The sequence below is a fragment of the Cytobacillus solani genome, from assembly GCF_001420595.1.
Lineage (GTDB): Bacteria > Bacillota > Bacilli > Bacillales > Cytobacillaceae > Cytobacillus > Cytobacillus solani.
Map to the genome: position 1 here is coordinate 909043 of NZ_LJIX01000006.1, position 23080 is coordinate 932122.

The following is a 23080-nucleotide window of genomic DNA, read 5'->3' on the forward strand; positions in this document are numbered from 1 at the left end:
TTAAAAGTTCATATTTTTGACCTTTTTAAAAACAAACGGCTGGCTTTACCATTGAAGTTGAGAAAAGAACAGCCCCTTTGTTTGATATCTTTGTAACCTTTTAATCTATTTTATTTTTACTGGTGAAGTTATTTCATATACATTATTCCAATTGGTTATAAAGTTGATGCTATTGCAGTCAAACGAATTAACTACAAATATGAAGTTTAATTTTACTGATAAACTTTAAGGTTTAACTAAGTAAAGGTTCATGACTAAAAGGATGTAAGACTTTCAAGAAATAGGAGAGGATCTAATGTTATCAAATATAGGTGTACCTGGTTTAATATTAATTCTAACTGTAGCACTTATCGTATTTGGTCCTAATAAGCTTCCGGAAATCGGCAGATCATTTGGGAAATCTTTACAAGAATTTAAAAAAGCAACGAAAGAGATAACAGAAGATATTGAGGATAAAAAGGAGAAATAAACTTAATTTTTGAATTAACCATGATTATTGGTACTTATGTACAGGTTAGTGAGGACAGGAGACAATGAGATAGTTTCATAAGTTATTTCGGTCCAGAATATTGGGGAATGGCGGTGGTCCATCATCAATTCCCCTTGTCGGCCGGTTGTAGCAGTCCTGCTAGGAGTTACTAAGTTAGAAAGGAAAATGAGTATGGAAAATAAAAGTAACGAAATTGGCTTGCGCCTAAAGGGCTTGCTGAAGGAACGGTCTTTATCCATGAGGAAATTAAGCCAGATAACGGGGATCGATACAGCCATCATCTCAAAAATCATCAATGGGAAGCGAAAAGCGACCCCGGAGCATTTACAGCAGTTTGCAGTCCATCTTGGCGTTCCAATTATCGATTTGTATGAGGCTGCAGGGTATCTGGTTGATCGAAAGCAATCGTACCGGAATGATTCAATTAGCGATATTCAAGTCATCCTTGAATCCATTGATTTAGTTGATAAAGAGTTCCGGCTGGAAGATGTAAAAAAGGAATTAGAAAAGTATGAACAATTTTCTCAAACAGAGGAAGGTGCAGAAACCATTCTCAACAAGTTTGAGAAGAAAGTTGAAAAAGTGGGGAGTATTGGGCCCATTATTCAATATTTAAAAAAAATGTACGAGAGCTTTTCCCAGAAAAGTGGCTCGAAGATGGAGCTAACCCTGATGGGGGGCGCCCTCCTCTACTTTATAGCGGCGGTTGACTGTATCCCAGATTATTTATTTGCTGTCGGGTATATTGACGATGCACTAGTAATCAATTGGGTGATGAATGGACTGCCTCTAAAAAAATGAATAGATGATTAAATAAAGGATTGGAACGAATATGAGCAGACAAAAATCTTATAAAAGAAGAAGCAGGTTTTGTAAAATATCAGCAGCGTTTCTTCTGGTACTTGTGGCCGCAGCCGGGTATTTAACCTTCCAGTATCAAGAGGGGGTAAGCATGGCAGACCCTGAAGAGCAGCACAAGGAATATGAGTTTAACGGGGAGAAAAATCTCGATAAGATTAATGTACTGTTGATGGGAGTCGACGAACGGCCGGATGAGGGAAGATCCCGGACTGACTCCATCATGGTCGCACAATATGATCCGAAGGAAGGAACGGCTAAGGTCATCTCCGTCATGCGGGATATTTACACAGAAATTCCTGGATATAAGAATTATAAAATCAATACTGCCTTTTATCTAGGCGGCCCAGAATTACTACGCGAAACCTTAAAGCAGGACTTTGACTTGGATATTGAATATTATGCCCTGATCGACTTTACAGGCTTTGAAAAAATGGTAGATGCCCTTGCGCCTGATGGCATTCAGATCGATGTTGAGAAAAAGATGTCCGCCAATATCGGCGTCTCCCTGGAGCCAGGTTTGCAAAGGCTGAATGGGAAGGAATTACTGGGATATGCCCGTTTCCGCAAGGACGCAGAAGCCGATTTTGGACGAGTCAGGCGCCAGCAGCAAGTCATCAATGCCCTAAAGAGTGAGCTTTTAAGCGTAAATGGTGTTGCAAAGCTACCAAAGCTGATCGGGGCAGCACAGTCTTATATCCATACAAATCTCCAGACTGGAGAACTTTTCAATATTATGCAAAGCGTTACTTTGCACCCGCCTGAAACACTTGAAACACTGACTATCCCAATAGAGAATTCTTTTTCCAATGAAAGATATGAGGGAGTAGGGCTGGCACTGAATATTGATTTTGTGAAGAATAAAGAGGCGATTCACTCCTTTTTAAAGGGGGATCAAAGCAAGGAGCCAGTGCAGTTTTCATTAGAAAGTGAAGAAGCATGAGTAAAGATTTATCGGCTTATTAGGAGAACGACAGCATTGGAAATTCACACTTGAAAAGACTAGATAAATTAGTCTTATCCATTACTTGTACATTCAGTATCTTAAGACTTCTTTTTATGTACAGCTACCAGGGTACCCGCTAATATGGAGCCCAGAATTTTATACTAAAGCAGGGAGTCAGCTGTATGATTGGATTTATCCTGTTTTATCTAAATACGGGCAAGATTGAGAGAATCGTCTGGCCCTTTTACGAAAGGGCGCAATTCTGTAGCAGGAATCGTGCTCTTTCTGTATGTTAAGGGCTATTTAATGGATCAAAACTGGGTAACTAGATTGGATATAATAGGTTAGAAAACAGGATCGTAACGATCAGGGCGGGATGGATTTTTCTCTTTATAGTTGAACCGCACCCTGAGATGATGAAAACGGAGACATATTAGATCCTCTTAAGACGAATCAAATTTACGGCTCAGGTAGAACGGATTCCTTCAAAAGCGTTTATTACTAATTGTTGCACATAGGATTCGTCCAGCGTTTCGCCTGTCACAAGCAAACGATAGAAAATTGGTCCATAAATTAAATCAATGCATATGTCAATATCGAGACTTTTTTTCAATTCTCCGCGTTGAACCCCTTTCTCTAAAAGACTCCTTGCTTCAAGTCGGCGGGGACGGAAATATCGATCCCGATAGGCCTCTGCCAAACCTGAATCAAACTGTCCTTCGCCTAATAACTGCGTAATAACGGTCCCCTCTCGACTTGTCAAAAACCGAGTTAAATTCGTGGCGTGAATAAGTATATCATTATATGCCGAACCCGTATTAGGCATGGGCAATCTTTCCGAGGCGGCATAAAGGAAACCATCCATCACCACAGCAGCCTTGTTTGGCCACCATTTATAAATCGTGGCTTTGCTAACTTTGGCACAATCAGCAATTTTATCAACTGTGACAGCTTGAAAGCCATTTTCCAACAATAACTTATAAGACGCAGAAAGGATTGACTTTTGAGCTTCTACATTACGTGGCCTGCCTCTTTTACCATTCATCGTAATATCACCTTTCTTCAAAAAATAATAAACTGTACGTTCAGTATACCAATAATATACAAAAAAAGAAAGTTGAATCACCTATTTACAAAACCATACGTTCAGTATATTATATTGTTATCAATTTAATATACTAAACGTTCAGTATTTGAAAGGAGAGAAAAACTTACATGTGGAGTAATCCACATGACATTGAAATTGTGTGAACTAATGAAGTTACTAAATGTAGAGCATTATTAAAAGGAGTTGTTCGAAATGAATGATATAAAAAAACAGACAATCGAGAAAAACATCCCTACGTGGTTAACAATCCTTCTGGCTACCGCATGCGGTATCATTGTAGCTAATCTTTACTATGCTCAGCCTATAGTCGGGGCAATCAGCTCAACAATCGGGCTGTCAGCAAGCGGTTCTGGTTTCATTGTCACGTTAACGCAGATCGGTTACGTAGTCGGATTGCTATTTATTGTGCCTTTGGGAGATATTGTTGAAAATCGAAGACTGATTGTCCTATCTTTACTTTTTACAGCAGTTGCCCTAGCAATTACTGCAGTGTCGAAACAAGCTATGCTGTTCTTAGCTGCTTCATTTGTAATCGGTTTAGGTTCAGTGGCTACGCAAGTACTCGTACCTTTTGCGTCATATCTTGCAACCGATTCTTCACGCGGTCGTGTTGTCGGCAATGTCATGAGCGGTTTGTTACTTGGCATCATGCTCTCACGTCCTTTGTCTAGCTTGGCAGCTGACTTTTTTGGCTGGCATGCTGTATTCGCTATGTCTGCCATAGCTGTTTTTATTTTGGCTATCGTACTTTTGAAGGTGTTACCTACAAGAAAGCCTTCCACGGACACAAACTATGCAGTATTACTCAGTTCTATGTGGCACTTGCTGCGAACAACCCCGATATTACGCCGTCGGGCAGCCTATCATGCATGTGTGTTTGCGTCCTTTAGCTTATTTTGGACAACAGTTCCACAACTGTTATCAAGCCCTGCCTTTCATTTTTCTCAGAAAGGCATTGCGGTGTTCGCGCTTGTTGGAGTTGCAGGTGCAGTAGCCGCGCCCCTGGCAGGTCGACTAGCCGACCGCGGCTTGACAAGACCTGCAACAGGAATAGCTCTTCTTATTGTCGTTATTTCTCTTTTGTTGCCGCTTATTGTCCAAACTAGCTCACCCATCGGAATAGCTGTTCTCGTCGTTTCATCGTTATTATTGGACGCTGGAGTATCCGCAAATCTTGTGTTCGGACAACGCGCGCTTTTCTCATTGAGTCCGGAAATTCGCAGTCGTCTGAATGGGCTATTCATGGCTATTTTCTTTTTTGGTGGTGCAATCGGATCCGCAATTGGGGGATGGGCATACGCCGTGGGAGGATGGAATACTGCATTATGGATTGGAATTGCTTTCCCAATCGTTGCCATCCTATATTTTTCCACAGAGAAGAAGTAATTCTATGATAGTATTCTTTAAGTGATGTATTAGTTGTCGGGAGAGATGCCTGGCTGCTTTTTAGCTAATAAATAAGTTTCAGTTGCTATGTATGTACGGCTTTTATTTATAAATTAAAAGATCAATATTATATGTCCAAGCTATATTAAATCGTTATTCAACTAAAGGGTGCTTGTGCGGCCGAGCCTAGGTCGTATCATATAGCGGGTGGGATTCCCGTCGAGTAAGAACTAGCCATTCGCTCGTAGCGAGTCTTGGAGGAATAAAGGTAACTTTAGTCTTTAAGCGTAGACAGTTAGATAGCGGGCCGAAAGCCAAATGGTTGAAGGGATTGAGCTCCATAATGTTAGTAAATCGAGAGGGCTGATGCCCTAAGCGCAGCAGAAAGCTACATTTTATCTTTCGTTAAAGGCAAGAAGGGTAAAACCTCTCTGGAGTCAGAGACCTTGGCACGTTATACATTGATATGATACGGCAACTCGGGAGACCCTACCGGTCTTTTCTTTTTTAGAAGAGTATGGTCAACAAGCGATAATAAGCAAGGAAACCAAATGCCGATGTAGGGAGTCGGATAGCAGCGTAGTACCAATGAAGTTGGGTAATGCCGATGGAGGAAAGGCTAGCTACCAGTTATCACCCTTACTAGGGACACATTTACTACACACAGAGGTAGGTATAATAAATGGAAACAAAACTACTAAGGATAGCAGAATTAGCAAAATCTGATCCTAAAATGAAATTTACATCTCTTGCTCATCTATTAAATAAGGAAGCATTAGTTCAATGTCATCTTGAACTACCCAATAAGAAGGCAGCTGGGATTAACGGTACAACTAAAGAGCAATACGGTGAAAGTTTAGAAGAAAACATAGAGGATTTAGTAAGTAGGCTTAAAAGCAAAAGCTATCGTCCTGTTCCAGTAAGGAGAATGTATATTCCAAAGCTCAATTCCAACAAGAAAAGACCATTGGGAATACCAGAACATGAAGATAAAATTGTTCAAAAAGGCATTACAAAGATACTAAATACCATTTATGAAAATGACTTTCTAGACTGTTCCTTTGGATTCCGCCCAAACCGTAACTGCCACGATGCTTTAAAAATACTGAACCATTATATTGAAAAGAGGTCAGTAAATTATGTAGTAGATGTAGATATTAAAGGATTCTTCGACAACGTTGACCACATATGGATGATGGAGTTCTTAAAACTGCGAATCGCTGACCCTAACCTACTAAGGATAATTGGTAGGTTTCTTAAAAGTGGGTACATGGAGGAAGGTAAGAAATATAAGACAGACAATGGCACACCGCAAGGTGGAGTAATATCTCCGGTATTAGCCAATGTATATCTCCATTATGTCCTCGACCTATGGTTTGAGAAAAAGGTTAGGAAGCAGTGCAATGGACAAGCCTACATAGTGAGATATGCAGATGATTTTGTTTGTTGTTTTCAATATAAAAGTGAAGCTCAGCAATTCTTCCATTCATTAAAGTTGAGATTAAAGAAATTCAATTTAGAAATAGCTGAGGATAAAACCAAAATTATTCCCTTCGGGAGGTTTGCGGAGAAAAATGCAAATCAACAGGGGAGGAGTAAACCAGCAACCTTTGATTTCCTTGGTTTCACACACTATTGTGGGAAAAGTAAACAAGGAAACTTTCGAGTGAAACGGAAATCAAGCAGGAAGAAAGTCCAAGGCAAACTAAGAGAAACGAAAGAATGGCTGAAGAATAATAGAAATAAAGATATTCATATGCTTATGGATAGATTTAAGCGTTCACTAATAGGTTATTACAACTATTATTGCATCACTGATAATACCCAAAATGTTAACAACTTCAAAGACAAAATCGAAAACTTACTGTTTAAATGGCTCAATAGAAGAAGTCAAAGGAAATCCTTTACATGGGATAAATTCAGTCTATTTCTTAATAAATATCCACTACCTTCACCAAGAATTAAAGTGAATATATATGATTTAAGAAAAGAGATTAGCTATTCTGTAAACGATAACTAGGAGGAGCCGTGTGCATTAATAGTGCAAGCACGGTTCTGTGAGGGGGGTGGAGTCCAATTTACCGCAAGGTAGAAAGGCTCCCTTCTACTCGACTTCTGAAATAAGGAAAGCGTCTTTCTTCATGAAAAGGGTCATTTAATGGAGGATGAATTTCAAGGAAAATTGAATTCTTATGTAATGATAGTATGGTGTTTGTGGAGAAATTTACTTAAACAATCGAAGCATTTAGTAAAATTTTGCTTGAATGATCCTGCTTCTACTCCTACTCCTACTGGAAAATCCACCGCAGCCTACATCATATTGCCCTCAAAACTTTTTTCAAAACACCTAAAGATCTTAGTACATGTAATCGAATGGGGAGGAAATACTATGAAAAAAAAGGAATGAAGGTTGTATCATGCAAAAGATTAAACCAATTAATTTAAGTACAGATAAAACAAACAATACAGAAAAACTAACATCGACAGAATTGGGTAAACTTTGGGCTACCTATATGGGAAACAGTATGGGGAAATGCATATTGAGTTATTATCTGCAACATGTTGAAGATGAAGATATTAAAACTTTATTGGAAAATGCATTATTATTAAGTGAAGAATTTTTGAAAATAATTACCGGAATTTTCACAAAAGAGAACTTCCCTATTCCTCATGGTTTTTCTGATGCTGACGTAAATATACATGCACCTCGTTTATTTCAAGATGAATTTTATGTCCATTATTTAAAATATACGGCAAAAGCAGGAATGAGTATTTATAACGTTGCTTTTCCACTTGTATTTAGGAAAGATGTAGAACAATTTTTCAGATACTGTATGGATTCAACTATGGATTTAATGGGTCAAATTAAAGAGATATTAATGTATAAAGGGCTAATCATTAAGCCTCCATTAATACCAGTTCCTGAAAAAGTGAAATTTGTTCATAATGATTTTTTAAATGGATACTTCGGGCATGTACGACCAATGCATGCATTAGAAATTACCCATCTTTACGATATTATTGAAAATAATACAACGAGCAAGGCACTAATTACAGCATTTGCCCAAGTAGTAAAGGATGAAGAGATTCGCAAGTTATTTGAAAGAGGAAAAGACATTACCCAAAAAAATATTGAAAAAGATATGAAAATGTTAGAGAATGAAAATTTGCCTTACCCATCTTCTCTTAATGACTTAGTAACATCATCTACTTTTTCTCCTTTTTCTGATAAGTTAATGCTATTTCATAAGATGGATATGTTTACAATTAAAATTAGATCCTTTGGAAATGCAGCAGCTGTCAATGGAAGACATGATATAGCACTAAAGCATAGTAATGCGTTAATGAGAAATGCAAATTTTGTTCAAGATGCAGCAAAAATTATGATTGAGAAAGGCTGGTTTGAACACCCACCAAGTGCAGTAGATAAAGATAATTAACATTGGATTGCTGCTTCTCATGCTTTTTATACCAGAATGTTGAACGAATATAAAGATTTTTGTGGAGTAAACGAGTGTAAAGGGAACATTCGAAGTTGTGAGTATTCAAGAAATGGGCAGGATGGGTCTATAAGAAAAGGGAATACTCGAAACTACATAGAAAATATTGATCAAGAATCAAATATATTGACATATCGGAAAATAACGATATAATAAACCTCATGGAACCAATTGAAATCTTCAAAGCTCTATCAAATGAATCAAGGTTGCAAATTTTGCAATGGCTGAAGGAGCCTGATCGTCATTTTATACCCCATGAAGGGATTGATATGAACACAACAGGGGTATGTGTTAGTCAAATAACAGATAAATTGAAAATGACACAATCGACTGCTTCCCAATATCTCACCATACTTTTAAAAGCTGGTCTTATTAAGGCTGAACGAATAGGAAAGTATACTTACTACAAAAGAGATGAGAATGCCGTTGAAAAAATTGCTGACATTCTTAAAAAAGAAATATGATAATGAAACCGACTTTAAGGAGAATTGAATTTAATATTTCATAAAAAATAAACATCTCTTGATGTTTATTTTTACGACATACAAATCGACATATTGCGATTTGTCTATTTTTAAAATAAACAAATCTATATTTCTCGATATGTAAATATATTAAGGAGTTAACTATTATGTCTAACACTTGGAGAATTTATATTTTAGCAATTATCAGCTTTTTAGTAGGAACCTCAGAGTACATTATTTCCGGTATTTTAGATAATATTGCTCATACACTTGGGATAACTTTAGCTGCTGCGGGCCAGTTAATTACGATCTTTTCCCTTGTTTATGCTATTTTCACACCAATTCTTATGGCATTGACAGCAAGTATGGATAGACGCAAGTTAATGATGTATTCACTCTTTCTGTTTGTTATAGGAAATATCCTAGCGTATGCCCTGCCTGGCTATGGCTGGTTTATTGTAGCTCGGGTAATTATGGCATTAGGAGCAGGTATAGTTGTTGTAACTTCATTAGCCATCGCATCCAAGATTGCACCAGAAGGTAAACAGGGTAGTGCAATCGCTACTGTAGTCATGGGATTTACTGCTTCTCTAATTATTGGTGTTCCCATTGGAAGAATGACAGCAGAAGCATTTGGCTGGAAATCTGTATTTGGTGGAATTGCCTTATTGGGATTACTAGCAATGTTGGTTTTATACTTTATTCTTCCACATACAGAAGGGGATAAGCCCGTGCCTTTATCTAAACAATTTTCCCTTTTTAGGAAACGAAAAGTTGCAATTGGATTATCTATCACTTTTTTCTGGCTAGGAGGATATTCTATTGCTTATACTTATCTATCACCATACCTCCTTACGATTTCAGGGATAAGTGACAAGCTGCTTAGTGGAGTTTTACTTATATTTGGAATAGCAAGTTTGGTAGGGTCAAAGTTCGGGGGATATAGCACCGATCGGTGGGGAGTGTCCTTTACACTGATTGGTGGAATGGCATTACATATCATCATGCTGATTATGCTGTCAATCGTAACCCACTCCTATATCGGAGTATTGGTCATTCTAATATTATGGTCGTTTGCAGCATGGTCTACAGGCCCGACGCAACAATATCACTTAGCTACAATAGAACCAGAATTATCGGGTGTATTGCTTGGCATTAATCAGTCAATGATGCAATTAGCTATGGCTGTAGGTGCAGGAATAGGAGGTATTTTTGTAGAGAAGGTATCACTGGATTCCATTACCTGGATTGGGGCATTGGGGGTTGCAATCGCTATTGTTGCTTCTTTGATAGCTTCCAGTACAAATTCTAAACATAAATCATCGAATTTAAAAGAAATGATCCAGTAATTCAGATCAAATAGGTTACCTTTAGTCATTGAACGGAGTAAAGACTTTTCATTGAGGTAGAAAGATTTCATAATAAATATACGGTTCTTAGTTGAAGAATTAAAAATAAAATAAAAAAGGATTAATATTCAGCAATCGGACGCTTTCCTGAAATAAGGAAAGTGTCTTTCTTCATCCTTTCCGTTTTTTAGGAATTAATCTTTTCTATTCTTCTATTATATCATTACAATTTCTTCCTCATCTTTCGTAAGCTAAAATTTTCGTAACTAGAAATAGTTCAACGGAACCAGCATTTGTAAAAATTCTGAAAATAACGAATACTTAGTTACTGAGCTGTTTTTTCGTTGTTTAGTCTTTAATATTCATTTTCAAAAAAGTAAGAGGAAATGGGGATATATTATAGAAATATTTCAAGGATTTTACTTATAAAAGGGTGGAGGAATGGAGAATGAATAAGCTTTGGAAGGTTTTAAGTTCAACGGCTTTAGCTGCATCGTTATTGGCTGCACCTAATGTTGGTTTTGCTGAACCAGGGCCAAGTCCGCAACAAGGGGAAAACTTATCAATTGAAGGATTCATTAGCTATGAAGAGCTAGGAAGAAAATTAGAGCAGATTCAGAAATCGAGTCAAGGGAAGGTAAAGGTCGAATCCGCTGGTAAAACAAATTTAGGGCGTGACATCTATAAGGTAACAGTTGGCCATGGCGACAAGGTTGTATTAATCGAGAGTGAGATTCATGGAAATGAAAAAACAGGAACGGTTGCGCTATTAAATATTTTGCAAAATCTTGGATCAAGTAATTCAAAAGAAGCGAAAAAGATTTTGGATGAATTAACGATCGTCGTTATTCCAATGATGAATGCTGATGGCTCCGAGCTTGACCGCCGTGCGAATGACATGGATTGGGCGGAGGTAGTTGCGAAATTTCCTCAGTTAGCAAATGTCCAGCCTTCCTGGAATTATTACAATTATCCAGGAAGTTATAATTATGATCTCAACCCGGGATTTGATGTGAACCGAGACTTTAATCCAGACTTAAACTATGTTCCAAAGCCTGAAGATTTTCCTGGAGCATCGAATAAATACGGCTGGTATATTACACCTGAAGCGCAAACACTTAGAGATGTATATAAGGATTTAAAGGAACAATTCGGAAAAGTAGACGTCTTCATTGATCTTCACCATCAAGGATTTCCATATGTAGAGGGGACGGATGATCGTGTAACAATGTCAATTTCAGGAAAGTTCGTCAAGCATCCAAACAGCCCTGGCGGGGAAAAATATGCTGAATACGCAGAAAACTATAATTATGATTTTTCAAGGCAATTAAATCTCGCCCTATATAATGCACTTCAGGAAAAGGGTAATTCTGTATTTACAAATATTTCGTTGTATGACCAAACTATCGACTTGCCAGGTACAGCTTTAGGAGCATTTGCTTTAAATGGAAGCGGAGCCGTTCTCTTCGAAGTAAGCGGGCAAACGCAAAACTTCGGCCAAAAGAAGAGAGGTCAGCTTGTAAAAACAGTTGAAACAGGCCTCATGGGTATTATCAATAGTGTGACAGATAGATCTATTTACCAATTAAACCCAGAAGAATATGAAAACATTCCGTTAAGCGTTAGAACTCCAGGAGGACTGTAAAAAATAGTTGTTCATAAGCCCGCCAATTGAAGATTCAGTCAATTGGCGGCTTTCATTTTGTGTACATATTTGAGTAGTTAAACCTATAAAGTGACTAGTCTCTTTTTCTTATTTTTGGTATTTCATATAAAATTTACAAAAATATAATTGTGAAGATAATAGAGGCGTGCTTAACTAAATGAGAAGAAGGAATAAATAATTTAATAGAATCTGGAGGAGTTCAAATGAGAGGTAGACCTCAGAAAAAGACATTCAGCCTTATTCTGATTTTTACAATGATTTTTAGCCTGTTTAATCCGTTCCTTGAGAATACATCAAGAGCGGCGGCAACAATTACAGTTGCGGAGGCAATTGCCAATAATAGTGGTTCGGCCACGGTTGAAGGGTACATTGTTGGTGTCACAAATAATGGTCCCAAATATCAGCATAGTGGACCATTTACAGTTACCACCAATATTGCCATTGCAGATTCAGCAGATGAAACAGATGCAACAAAAATTTTGCCTGTTCAGCTGCCAACAGGTTCTATTAGAACGGCATTAAATCTAGCAGATCACCCAGAGAACTTAGGAAAGAAAATTACTATTTCTGGTACTTTGGCAGCTTACTTTGCTGTTCCAGGTTTGAAAAGCCCTACTTCTTATTCATTTGTCGAGGACACGGATCCTGATAAGGTTCAAGCTGTTACTGCTTCCCCAGGTGGAGGTGCGGTTTTTAAAGGTACAAAAGTTGAATTAGCGACAGCTACTAAAGATGCAGAAATCTATTTTACTTTGGATGGGTCTGAGCCTGCTAAATTCAGCACACTTTACACTGAGCCGATCGAAATAAATGCTCCAGTTACTATTAAAGCGATTGCCGTGAAAGCTGGTCTAACAGACAGTGAAGTAACTGAATATGATTATATCATCCAACAGGAGGATACTATCCGTATTCATGATATTCAGGGTGCCGGCCATTATTCTCCATACGCAGATCAGAAAGTGGCAGGTATTGAGGGAATCGTTACTTATGTAGTTGATGGAAGCAATTTTTATATGCAAGACAGGCAGCCGGATGACGACCCAAACACTTCTGAAGGTATTTTAGTTTATAAAAAATCCCATAATGTAAAAGTGGGAGATGTTGTAAAAGCTAGTGGTCAGGTGAAAGAATGGGTATTGGAAGGGTATGCTGAAAAACTGCAGACGGACCTCCCAGTCACTGAAATTAATGCAACTAATATTCAAATGATTGAAAGCAATCAAGAACTGCCTGCTCCTGTTGTAATCGGAGCAGATCGTATGCCGCCTTTTGAAGTGATCGACAACGATGGTTTTACTTCTTTTGATCCTGAGGAGGATGGCGTTGACTTTTTTGAGAGCCTTGAGGGAATGCTCGTACGGATTAACAATCCTAAGGTTGTAGCACCGCAGAAATATGGAGAAATTATCGTTGTTCCCGAGAATATTCCCACAAATACAAAAGCGGGTGGATTACGCATTACAGAAACGGATTTTAACCCAGAAAGAATGACAATTGATATTAATGATCAATCATTTGTTGCTAAAATGGGGGATCGCTTCAATGGATCTATTCAGGGGGTTGTAAGCTATGGCTACAGCAATTATAAAATCCTCAGTGATAAAGAAAAATTGCCACCGCTGGTGCATGGGGCAAATGAACGCGAAACAACAGCAATCGTACCGGAAGATGAAAAACTGACTATAGCATCATACAATGTAGAAAACTTTTCAACGAAAACGGATGATTCAAAGGTTACTAGACTAGCAGAAGCTATTGTGACGAATATGAAACAGCCAGATATTATTGGCTTGACAGAGGTTCAGGATAATGATGGGCCAACGGACAGCGGAACGACTGATGCCAGCCAAAGTGCGGCGAAATTAATCGCAAAAATAGTGTCTTTAGGCGGCCCAACATATGTTTATACAGATATTGCTCCAGTAGATAAATTAGATGGCGGACAGCCAGGTGGAAATATTCGCGTTGGCTTCCTATACAATCCTGAACGAGTATCATTAATGGATGGTATAAAAGGCTCTCCAACTGAAGCAGTCGGATATGAGAATGGCAAGCTTACACTTAATCCAGGCCGTATTGACCCTGCGAATTCAGCTTTCAATTCAAGCCGCAAACCGCTTGCAGCACAGTTTGAATTCAAAGGGGAAAATGTCATTGTTGTTGCAAACCATTTTAACTCTAAAGGCGGGGATCTTCCTCTGTTTGGAAAAACTCAGCCTCCAGTTTTAAATAGTGAAAAACAGCGGATGGAAATTTCTGCGGCTGTAAACAATTTTGTCAAGGATATTCAATCAAAGGACCCGAATGCAAATATTGTATTGCTCGGTGACTTTAATGATTTTGAATTTTCTAATCCATTGAAAGCATTAAAAGGACAAGAATTAACAAATATGATAGAAAAAGTTTCAGCTGAAGAGCGTTATACTTATAACTACCAAGGGAATGCACAGGTTTTAGATCATATTTTAGTATCGAATAATTTAGCAGCTTCAACTGAAGTGGATATTGTTCATATTAATTCCGGCTTTATGGAAGAACATGGCCGTGCAAGCGACCATGATCCTGTATTAATTCAAACGATTCTAAAGGATCCGGTTAAGCCAGAAGAGCCGAAATATGACAAAGTGTACGATCTTGTCAATTTCGAAGCAAAAAAACTTGTCATCGGTCAGGACAATACGTTAATTATTATGGATAAAACTTCAACAATCACCGAAGGAATTTGGCTTAAAAAATCAGCTACCCTTAAAGGGGAAGGCTTAAAGAAAACAAGAGTTGTTATAAGCTCTGCACAAAAAGGTACGGTTGTTGATCTTACTGGAACAGAAATTAAGGAAGTTCTAATTGAAACGAATAAGGTAAAGGAAATTAGAGGGGCAGAGAATATAATGCTATGGACATTGGACAAAAAGGCTGATCCTTCCTCTATTAAATTTACAAATTCGAAAGGAGAAGAGATTCCTTCCCCTTTTGCTCCTAAAGAGAATCATTCACCGCTTCTGAGATTAAGTCTTTAGGAAAAATAACGGCAAAGAGACAAATTGTCAATCAAATAAATTAAGTTTAATCAAAAAACGACCTTCTCATATGAAGGTCGTTTTTATAACAAAAGATTAATTCTGAAAGGCTTTTTATTTTTTTGTGATTGCTTAGTATTTGAAGAAGACTTTTTATTCAAAGCCAATAATAATATCATCCCAATGATACAGGCTGTACCAACCCATTGAAAAAATCCAAAAGGTTCTTTTAGCCAAAAGACTGTTGTTAAAACAGCTGCTAATGGTTCTAAACTGCCTAAAAGGCTTGTTTCTTTAGGTAAAAGACTTTGTAAGCTTTCTATATAAAACCAGAATGCAAGCATTGTACCGAATATTATAACGAAGACTAAGTAAAAATAGGCTTCTACTGTTAAGTTTGTAAAGTCCATTTGCCAAGGTGGATGGATAAAACTTAATGTAAAACCACCGATCATCATAGCCCAGCCAACAATGACAAGGGAATCGTATTGCGCAAGGAGAGGAACTGCATATAAGGTGTAAAATGCTAAAGCTAGTCCAGATAAAACACCCCAAACGATTGCAAGTGTCGGCACAGATAAGCTGGAGATTGAACCGTTTGTTAATAAGAAAAAGCAGCCTCCTAAAGCAAGCGTAACAGTTAACAAATCTTGTCGTGTTAGTACAGCTTGTTTACGTAAAATTAAGTAAATGATAATCATTACAGGTGCTAAGTATTGTAATAGTGTTGCAACAGCAGCATTGCCATATTTAATAGATGCCATATACGTGTATTGAACCGCAAGCATGCCGAGTAATCCGAAAATAATCAGTTGAACAGCTGTCCTTCTATTTTTCCAGACACCCAAAACTTGAGAACGATCTTTTCCAAAAAATTGAACAGTTAAGAGTAAAAACAAATAAGTACCCTCATATATAATTTTTTTCAAAATACGAGGGTATATTCTATCGAAAAGTTATCATTTATAATACATTTTTAATGAAACTTTTTGTTTTAAACTAAGTTGCCCGTCATTTAGTATAATTTCTTCAATTATCCTCTAAACCCTTGGCTTAGCTAGCAGATAATGAATCCCATATGCTCATCAATTGAGTAATGGCAGCATCAATTATCTCGTATGGAACACCGTCCTGAGCTTGTGTCGAAATTCCTCGAAGAAATGTTTCAAATAAGGTTACCAGCATGTGGATATCCGTAGAATCAGGCAACTCTCCATTTGCTACGGCCCGTTCTATACAATTATTAATCCAATCGTGAACCTTTTCTCGCTCCTTGGCGAGCATATCTCGAATGTGTTGTTGCTCAGGAGAACAGTTTACAGCGGACAAAACCAAAAGACAGCCTAGAGGGTGTGACCTCTCTGTCTGCATCCTTGCAGATCGCCTTAATCCCAGCTCGATGGCTGCTTTCGATGTCATCCTCGTATCGCAGAAACTTTCCGAAACCTTTCCGTAAGTAGAGATATACTGTTGTATCGCTTCGCGAAACAGTGCTTCCTTGGACTCGAACGCAGCGTAAAAACTTGCGGGAGATATACCTCCCATCGCAGTGCGCAACTGAGCAAGTGAAGTGGATTCAAAGCCGTGTTCCCAGAATAGAAGCATTGCGGCAACTACCGCCTCGTCACGATTGAATTCGCGGGGGCGTCCAGTTCGTGGCATAAGATGACCTCCTTTATTAATTATATATTAATCATTCCAGAAGTCCTAGACAAGTGGATGTGGTTGAATTTAATATATGGAATGAACGTTCCATAAATCAACTCATCTTAAGGAGGAAACTAATTTGTCTCACTTTTCATCATCTACGGGTATGGTTCAATCTGCTAACACCCCTGCACGACTTCCTTGGTTCGCACTTCTAGCACTTGCAATGACAGGATTTATCTGTATTCTTACAGAAACGATCCCAGCTGGGTTACTACCGTTAATCGGAGAAGGGCTGCATGTTACCAAAGCGATGGCAGGGCAACTAGTTACCCTTTATGCTATTGGCTCACTTGTAGCAGCAATTCCATTTGCAATGTTTACTAGCGGGTATAGACGACGTCCGCTGCTTATCTCCATTATTGTGGGATTCTTAGTTTTCAACACAATTACAGCCTTGTCGACCAGCTATGCTTTAACACTTCTCGCGCGATTTTTTGCCGGTGTGGCTGCTGGCGCTGCTTGGGGAATGATCGCCGGTTATGCACGGCGTATGGTACCGGATGTCTTAAGAGGGCGTGCTTTAGCTGTTGCGATGGTAGGAACGCCGATTGCTCTTACATTCGGAGTGCCAGTCGGTACCTTGCTCGGTGACTTAATCGGTTGGCGTGCCGTATTCGGACTCATGTCTCTTCTGACTCTTGTTTTAATTGTATGGGTGCTCTGGAAGGTGCCGGATTATCCTGGACAATCTGCAGAGCAAAGAATGACAGTTGGTCAGGTGTTTGTTTTGCCCGGCATACGTCCGATTCTCATGGTAGTGCTCACTTGGATGTTGGCACACAATATTTTATATACATATATTTCGCCGTTTCTTGAGCCTTCCGGACTCGAAGGAAATGTCGATCTAGTCTTGCTGGTTTTTGGATTAACTGCGCTTGTCTCCATCTGGATTGTTGGTCTGTTGGTAGACCGTATGTTGCGACTGCTTGTACTGGTTAGTCTGCTTGGCTTTGCGCTGGTAGCCTCCGTACTATGGGTGGGAGCCGCATTGGAATCCATCGTTTATTCGGCAGTGGCTTTATGGGGACTTACTTTCGGAGGTGCTGCCACCCTGTTGCAAACCGCGCTTGCAGATGCAAGCGGTGAAGAAGGTGTTGATGTCGTAATGCCTATTAATACCACTGTATGGAATTTAGCAATTGCTGGTGGAGGCATTGCCGGTGGTGCTTTGTTAGAGATTGTTGGTGTACAGTCATTTCCAGGAGTGCTATTGATTTTGCTGCTTGTTGCTTTGATTATTGCGTGGAGTGCAAAGAGACACGGTTTTCCACGAAAGTAGTGAAAATCCATTTGCAAAGAAAATGAATTATAAATCATACGTAACTGTATATAGTATTTTTGTATCACTAATCTTATTTACCTTTACAAAACGAAAAGTTATCCACCCAAGCACTTCATTGTTCAGTACTCCAATTTCTTTTATCAAATTGCCTTTTTGTTTGTTCAAGTAACTTTAAGTAAAAACATATCATTTCGGATATATAAATATTTTAATTTTCACCTTCTTGTTATTTTTAAAATTTTTGGAATTATGCTACCTTTTATAAAAGGAGATGAGCGTATGATCTGTTATCAAATGTGAAGAGTCTAACTAAATGTACTTTTTTCTTATTTTTCCAATCTGTAAAATAAAAACTTGTAAAAAGGACATTTAGGAGGCCTTTAAATGAATCATAATGATGCAATGAATAGAATAGGTAAAGTACAAGAGGGCATTCGATTTTCTGGAACATTTTATACAAAATCAAGAGAGAATGTTTTAACGGGAAGTTATGGATTTGCTAATCGTTCCGAAAAAATCAAAAATCAAACAACCACTCGATATGCAATTGCTTCTGGCTGTAAAATCTTCACATCCATTGCGATTTGCCAACTGGTTGAGGAAGGAAAGATTTCTTTTGATACGAAAGTAGAAGAGTGCCTGGATATCGACTTTCCTCATTTTGAAGAAGGGGTGACGATCCACCACTTACTCACTCATACATCTGGAATACCAGATTATTTTGATGAAGATGAGATGGATGATTATGAAGAACTTTGGGTGTCTACACCCATGTACCGTATCCGTAAGTTGCACGATTTCTTGCCATTGTTTCAAAATAGAAAAATGAAAGCAGAAGTTGGTAGTTCTTTTCACTATAATAATTCGGGCTATATAGTCTTAGGTCTTATTGTTGAACATGTTAGTGGACTCATCTTTAGTGATTATATCGAGCAATTTATCTTTCAGAAGGCTGGGATGGTTGATTCTGGATATTTTGAAATGGATGAATTGCCTGAGAGAGTCGCTCTGGGTTATATTGAAAAGCCCAATGGTGGCTGGAAAACAAATGTCTATTCACTCCCAGCAAAACCTGCATCTGATGGGGGAGCCTATGTGACTGCAAAAGATATGATTATTTTTTGGGATGCATTAATGAATCATCAGCTGTTAACGAAAGAAATGACTCTGACTTTATTGACGCCTCATACGGAGGTTGTAGAAGATATTTATTATGGCTATGGAGTATATATGGAAACGAATCAAAATGGTGTTGTGAAGTATATCTTAATGGGCTATGATCCTGGGGTAAACTTTCGATCTGTGCATTATCCTGATACACATCTTACCATTGTGGTTTGCTCAAATGAAACTGATGGAGCTTATGACATGATTAAAGGAATTGAAAAAGTAATTTTATAATGTAAAATCGGAAAAGGGGCTACCAATAGCTCCTTTTCTTACGATCATAAATGAATTTTTTGTTACGCAAACAGGAGCGATCTTTTTAGAAGGCTATGCCTAGCCTAATACGGGTGAGATTAATTGAACAAATATGGAAATGACTTATTTAGAGGAGCTTCTAGGTATTATTCGAAGTCTAGACCTATGTATCCATCTTCACTTGTGAGATTTTTGGTGAATAGGTTTTCTCTAAACGGTCAACAGAAGCTTCTTGATCTAAGGTGTGCACAGGACAGTTAACAACCAGGTTTTCCGATTGGTACAATAAAATTGTAGGTATTTACGAAGTTAATTGGACAATTGAATCATACTTGGAAATTTATATTCAACATCGTATGGATCTAAGCATTATCTGGGAAATAATGTAGAGTCATTTGAACAAGATGTAAGAGATACTTTACTAACAATTAATGGGACTGGTGTATTTAAAGAACAAATGGATTTATCAATTAAGCTTGGAATTAAAACAGGTTGATTGTGTTATGTTTATTCAATTAAAGGTGCTATCCTGGAACAAGAATAAGCACTCGTTTTTTATTTGAGGGCCATTTTATTGAATAAGATCGGAGTGAAACATAATGGCAGCTATTGATAATATCATTCAAGACATAAAAGAAGAATTAGAAGGACTGCCTGGAGTTGTTGGAGTCGTTTTAGGAGGCTCTAGAGCGAAAGGAACGCACAGACCGGATTCTGATATCGATATCGGTATTTACTATGATGAATCAAAAGGCTTTAATATCAATGATATCGAGAATGTGGCATTAAATCTCAATGATGAAAAAAAAGATCAATTAATCACCTCCTTAGGTGAATGGGGCGAGTGGGTAAACGGTGGTGGTTGGTTAGTTGTACGTGGACACCAAGTGGATTTTCTATTTCGTGATATCAAGCGAGTAAGTAAAATCATTGATGACTGTCGATCGGGGAATGTGTCCATTCATTATCAAACTGGGCACCCACACGGTTATTTGAATGCGATGTATATGGGAGAATTAGCAGTTTGTAAAGTATTATCTGATCCCAAAGGCACGCTAAATGAATTAAAAAAGAAAACGGAACCCTATCCTGAGAAATTAAAAGAAGCGATGATTCAATATTTTTCTTTTGAAGCTTCATTTTCTCTTATGTTTATGGAAGCTAATGCTAACAAAGATGATATTTCATATGTGATGGGTCATTGCTTTCGAAGTATGTCTTGTTTGAATCAAGTTCTCTTTGCGAAAAATGAAATGTATTGTATCAATGAAAAGAAAGCTGTAGCTATGATTCAAGATTTTCCAATCAAGCCTGTTAACTACAAAAATCGAATCGATGAAATTGTTTCTCTTCTTTCAACAGATATTGATGAGATAAACCAAGCCGTAAAGAACTTAAAAGATTTGATTTCTGAAATAGAAGTATTATAAACTCTCCATAATCGGGCGCCATTATTGAGTAATGGCGCTTATTTATGGTTAATGGAATAAAAGATGGTATACCCTCAACAAATTTTAACCCTACATTTAATTAGGTGCGTAATGTGATTGATCAATAATATGCTAATTATGCGTAATCAAATTGGTGTAGCCCTTTCCCTCCGGTGACATGAAATATTAATTGTACGATTATTCCAACGAGATTACATAAATAAATAGATTGTTATTTAAAATTTTTTTGCAACGATTCAACTCCCTCATTCGACTTTATTATGAAAAGGAGGGGATACTCAAATGGATGTTGAGAAATTGGTGCAAGAAGCGAAAAAGGGGAATGATGAGGCGTTTGAACTTCTGATCAGTTCTGTTCGTAATAAATTGTATCGGACAGCCTATTCATATGTTAGAAATGAGCAAGATGCCCTTGATATTTATCAAGAAACCATTTATAAGGCCTACACTTCACTGAAAACATTAAAAAAACCAGTTAGCTTTCAAAGCTGGATAATAAAAATACTTGTCTTCAAGTCTATTGATTTTATTCGAAAAGAGTCCCGGCATTTTACTACTGATGATGAGAAAATATTTGCTGAATTAATTTCTAAAGAAAGCGCAGATTACATAGCTCATTCGATGGATTTATCTGAAGCCTTTAAGTTCTTGGACCCTAAATACAAAACGATTATTTTACTGAGGTATTACCATGATCTATCCATAAGGGAAATTGCTAACATCATGAATTACCCCGAAGGAACGGTGAAATCGCACTTGAATAGAGCGCAAAAAGAACTGAGGCCGATTTTAAAGGAGGGCTATTTTTATGAATAAAGAAAAGTTTAATCATTCTATTGATAATATTGATATACCTCTTGAAAAGCTAGTTGCTAGGGAAAAGACGGCAATGCTCCAAGCAAAGAAAAGAAAAAAAATGGGAAGAACAACAAGGCATTCCCTATTGATTGCATGCGGATTATGTATGACCCTTCTAGGCTCCGGCTTTGTTTCAACAGGAATGGCAGAAGCATTATCAAATATCCCGCTTATCGGACCTATTTATGCGAAATTTAGTGACATTGCATCCGATAAAATTCAGCAAGATCAACTTACGACAGAAATTGAAAAACAAGATAGTCAAAATGGCTTAACGATGACTGTAAAGGAAGCTGTTTACGACGGGGGCCGATTAATCGTAACAGTAGAATATACAGGTCAGAAAAAGCTTTCTCTTACAGAAGAAACGGTTGGCATAAATGATCTAACAATTAACGGACAGTCGGTCAAGCCTGCCATTGCCTCCACAGGCCAAGATGCAATCGACTCAAAGACGATCATTGAACATCATCAACTTACTTTATCTAATCATAATGAATACGGTGATAAAATTGAGGTTGCGGTTCATGGGGAAAATTTATTTGGATATAAAGGAAAATGGAATGTAGCTTTTCCACTTGAAAAAGTAGACGGGGTTATTCATGAGTTCTATCCAAAGGTGAAAACGAAAACAACCGATAAAGATTATGCAATAACAGTTGACAAAGTAACATTCTCACCTCTATCAACACGAATAGACTTAACGATTGATTATCCTGCTAAAATGGATGAAAACGATACGTGGCCATGGTTTGAATTCGCAGTAGTCGATGATAAAGGCCAAGTATATGATCGGCTAAAGCTACAAGCTGGTATGGCTGGAGATTACGGACACCATATGGTATTAGTACTGCCTCCAATGGATGAGATGCCTCATTCATTTATCATCAAGCCTGCTGAGATAAACAATAAAGGTTATAGGGAAGAAATAAAGGAATTAGAACTGGTCGTTCCTTTAAATAAGGAAAAATAACATTCTTAAGATTTACTCAGGGTTTGTGTAACAAGAAAATAGATCACACATCTTTTTGAAAGATGATATGAAATGAAGTTTCATTGTTCAGTTATAGAGCGCTATTTATTGAATAAAACTTAGATTTTTTAAAGAATTTAGTATAGTAAAGGAACCCCGTCCTAAATGTAGAACGGGGTTTTGCATGTTTGAGCGTTTAAAATGAAATAACTTTATTGTCTTTTTACAATTTACTCGTTATGGTGAGCAAGAAATTAAGCTCATTCTTCAAAATACCTGTCAGTAGCCGGTGTACTCTTTAATAAACTATAGTCTAACCTTCACCTCAGTCCCGTCCTTAGCTTTGACATCTACTAGCACCAGCCCCTTATAATTTTTCAGTTCCTGGACGATAGGCTTTAGCATTTCTTTGTCTATTTGTGGAATGGCAAGGTCCAATTTTTTTCTTTCGAAGTGCTCTTTTGTCCATTTGTTTGCTTGGTGCAGAACAAATTTTGAGGACAAAATGGAAATAACCATGTTTAACATAGCATATGGGATGGGGATGGTAAATCGAACGTCTTTTGCTTTCACTTTTACATGCATCATAAGCGAATC

The 23080-nt window shown here is 37.8% G+C and carries 19 protein-coding genes; 15 read left to right on the forward strand and 4 right to left on the reverse strand.

Features of this window, described 5'->3' with window-relative positions; translation table 11 throughout:
* Positions 1 to 295 precede the first annotated feature (295 nt).
* The 3 genes from AN957_RS26700 to AN957_RS06345 all read left to right on the forward strand — a co-directional run bounded on the left by AN957_RS26700 (position 296) and on the right by AN957_RS06345 (position 2291).
* Entirely contained in the window at positions 296 to 469 is a 174-nt protein-coding gene (locus tag AN957_RS26700) for a twin-arginine translocase TatA/TatE family subunit (protein WP_075209095.1), read from the forward strand.
* Positions 470 to 655: 186 nt separating this feature from the next.
* Entirely contained in the window at positions 656 to 1291 is a 636-nt protein-coding gene (locus AN957_RS06340; RefSeq protein ID WP_053474709.1) for a DUF1232 domain-containing protein, read from the forward strand.
* A gap of 31 nt (positions 1292 to 1322) precedes the next feature.
* Positions 1323 to 2291, forward strand: coding sequence for an LCP family protein (locus tag AN957_RS06345; RefSeq protein ID WP_053474710.1), 969 nt, complete (start codon positions 1323 to 1325; stop codon positions 2289 to 2291).
* Between the two features lie 469 nt (positions 2292 to 2760).
* Here AN957_RS06345 and AN957_RS06350 read toward each other — a convergent pair whose 3' ends face one another.
* On the reverse strand, positions 2761 to 3339 hold the full coding sequence (locus AN957_RS06350; protein WP_056682917.1) for a TetR/AcrR family transcriptional regulator: 579 nt from the start codon (positions 3337 to 3339) through the stop codon (positions 2761 to 2763).
* Between the two features lie 255 nt (positions 3340 to 3594).
* Here AN957_RS06350 and AN957_RS06355 point away from each other — a divergent pair, with 255 nt between their 5' ends.
* The 7 genes from AN957_RS06355 to AN957_RS06390 all read left to right on the forward strand — a co-directional run bounded on the left by AN957_RS06355 (position 3595) and on the right by AN957_RS06390 (position 14787).
* Positions 3595 to 4788: an MFS transporter gene (locus AN957_RS06355; protein ID WP_056682920.1), complete on the forward strand. Its 1194-nt coding sequence runs from the start codon at positions 3595 to 3597 to the stop codon at positions 4786 to 4788.
* Between the two features lie 682 nt (positions 4789 to 5470).
* Positions 5471 to 6808: a group II intron reverse transcriptase/maturase gene (gene ltrA, locus AN957_RS06360; protein WP_056682923.1), complete on the forward strand. Its 1338-nt coding sequence runs from the start codon at positions 5471 to 5473 to the stop codon at positions 6806 to 6808.
* 397 nt (positions 6809 to 7205) lie between these two features.
* Positions 7206 to 8228, forward strand: coding sequence for a DUF3231 family protein (locus tag AN957_RS06370; protein WP_053474714.1), 1023 nt, complete (start codon positions 7206 to 7208; stop codon positions 8226 to 8228).
* 221 nt (positions 8229 to 8449) lie between these two features.
* Entirely contained in the window at positions 8450 to 8752 is a 303-nt protein-coding gene (locus AN957_RS06375; RefSeq protein WP_053474715.1) for an ArsR/SmtB family transcription factor, read from the forward strand.
* Between the two features lie 167 nt (positions 8753 to 8919).
* Positions 8920 to 10101, forward strand: a complete 1182-nt coding sequence (locus AN957_RS06380) for an MFS transporter (protein ID WP_053474716.1) — start codon at positions 8920 to 8922, stop codon at positions 10099 to 10101.
* A 448-nt stretch (positions 10102 to 10549) separates the two neighbouring features.
* Positions 10550 to 11746 (forward strand): M14 family zinc carboxypeptidase, encoded by a 1197-nt coding sequence (locus tag AN957_RS06385; protein ID WP_053474717.1) that lies wholly within the window; start codon positions 10550 to 10552, stop codon positions 11744 to 11746.
* Positions 11747 to 11970: 224 nt separating this feature from the next.
* The gene (locus tag AN957_RS06390) at positions 11971 to 14787 is read left to right on the forward strand and encodes a DUF6359 domain-containing protein (protein WP_053474718.1); all 2817 of its coding nucleotides are present in this window, start codon (positions 11971 to 11973) and stop codon (positions 14785 to 14787) included.
* Positions 14788 to 14870: 83 nt separating this feature from the next.
* Here AN957_RS06390 and AN957_RS06395 read toward each other — a convergent pair whose 3' ends face one another.
* Both AN957_RS06395 and AN957_RS06400 read right to left on the reverse strand, forming a co-directional pair.
* Positions 14871 to 15686 (reverse strand): DMT family transporter, encoded by an 816-nt coding sequence (locus AN957_RS06395; RefSeq protein WP_231690022.1) that lies wholly within the window; start codon positions 15684 to 15686, stop codon positions 14871 to 14873.
* 154 nt (positions 15687 to 15840) lie between these two features.
* Positions 15841 to 16449, reverse strand: a complete 609-nt coding sequence (locus AN957_RS06400; RefSeq protein WP_053474719.1) for a TetR/AcrR family transcriptional regulator — start codon at positions 16447 to 16449, stop codon at positions 15841 to 15843.
* A gap of 124 nt (positions 16450 to 16573) precedes the next feature.
* Here AN957_RS06400 and AN957_RS06405 point away from each other — a divergent pair, with 124 nt between their 5' ends.
* From AN957_RS06405 to AN957_RS06425, 5 genes are all read left to right on the forward strand, one after another.
* Positions 16574 to 17776, forward strand: a complete 1203-nt coding sequence (locus AN957_RS06405) for an MFS transporter (RefSeq protein WP_053474720.1) — start codon at positions 16574 to 16576, stop codon at positions 17774 to 17776.
* A 387-nt stretch (positions 17777 to 18163) separates the two neighbouring features.
* Positions 18164 to 19180, forward strand: a complete 1017-nt coding sequence (locus AN957_RS06410; protein ID WP_056682926.1) for a serine hydrolase domain-containing protein — start codon at positions 18164 to 18166, stop codon at positions 19178 to 19180.
* Between the two features lie 620 nt (positions 19181 to 19800).
* Positions 19801 to 20631 carry a nucleotidyltransferase domain-containing protein gene (locus tag AN957_RS06415; protein ID WP_053474722.1) on the forward strand — a complete coding sequence of 277 codons (831 nt, stop codon included), beginning with the start codon at positions 19801 to 19803 and terminating at the stop codon, positions 20629 to 20631.
* Between the two features lie 303 nt (positions 20632 to 20934).
* On the forward strand, positions 20935 to 21468 hold the full coding sequence (locus tag AN957_RS06420; RefSeq protein WP_053474723.1) for a sigma-70 family RNA polymerase sigma factor: 534 nt from the start codon (positions 20935 to 20937) through the stop codon (positions 21466 to 21468).
* Positions 21461 to 22483 (forward strand): DUF4179 domain-containing protein, encoded by a 1023-nt coding sequence (locus tag AN957_RS06425; RefSeq protein WP_056682929.1) that lies wholly within the window; start codon positions 21461 to 21463, stop codon positions 22481 to 22483. The genes AN957_RS06420 and AN957_RS06425 overlap by 8 nt, the downstream gene beginning before the upstream one ends.
* A gap of 306 nt (positions 22484 to 22789) precedes the next feature.
* On the opposite strand, the gene AN957_RS06430 is transcribed toward AN957_RS06425, so the two are convergent.
* Positions 22790 to 23071 (reverse strand): hypothetical protein, encoded by a 282-nt coding sequence (locus AN957_RS06430; RefSeq protein ID WP_053477450.1) that lies wholly within the window; start codon positions 23069 to 23071, stop codon positions 22790 to 22792.
* Positions 23072 to 23080: the final 9 nt, after the last annotated feature.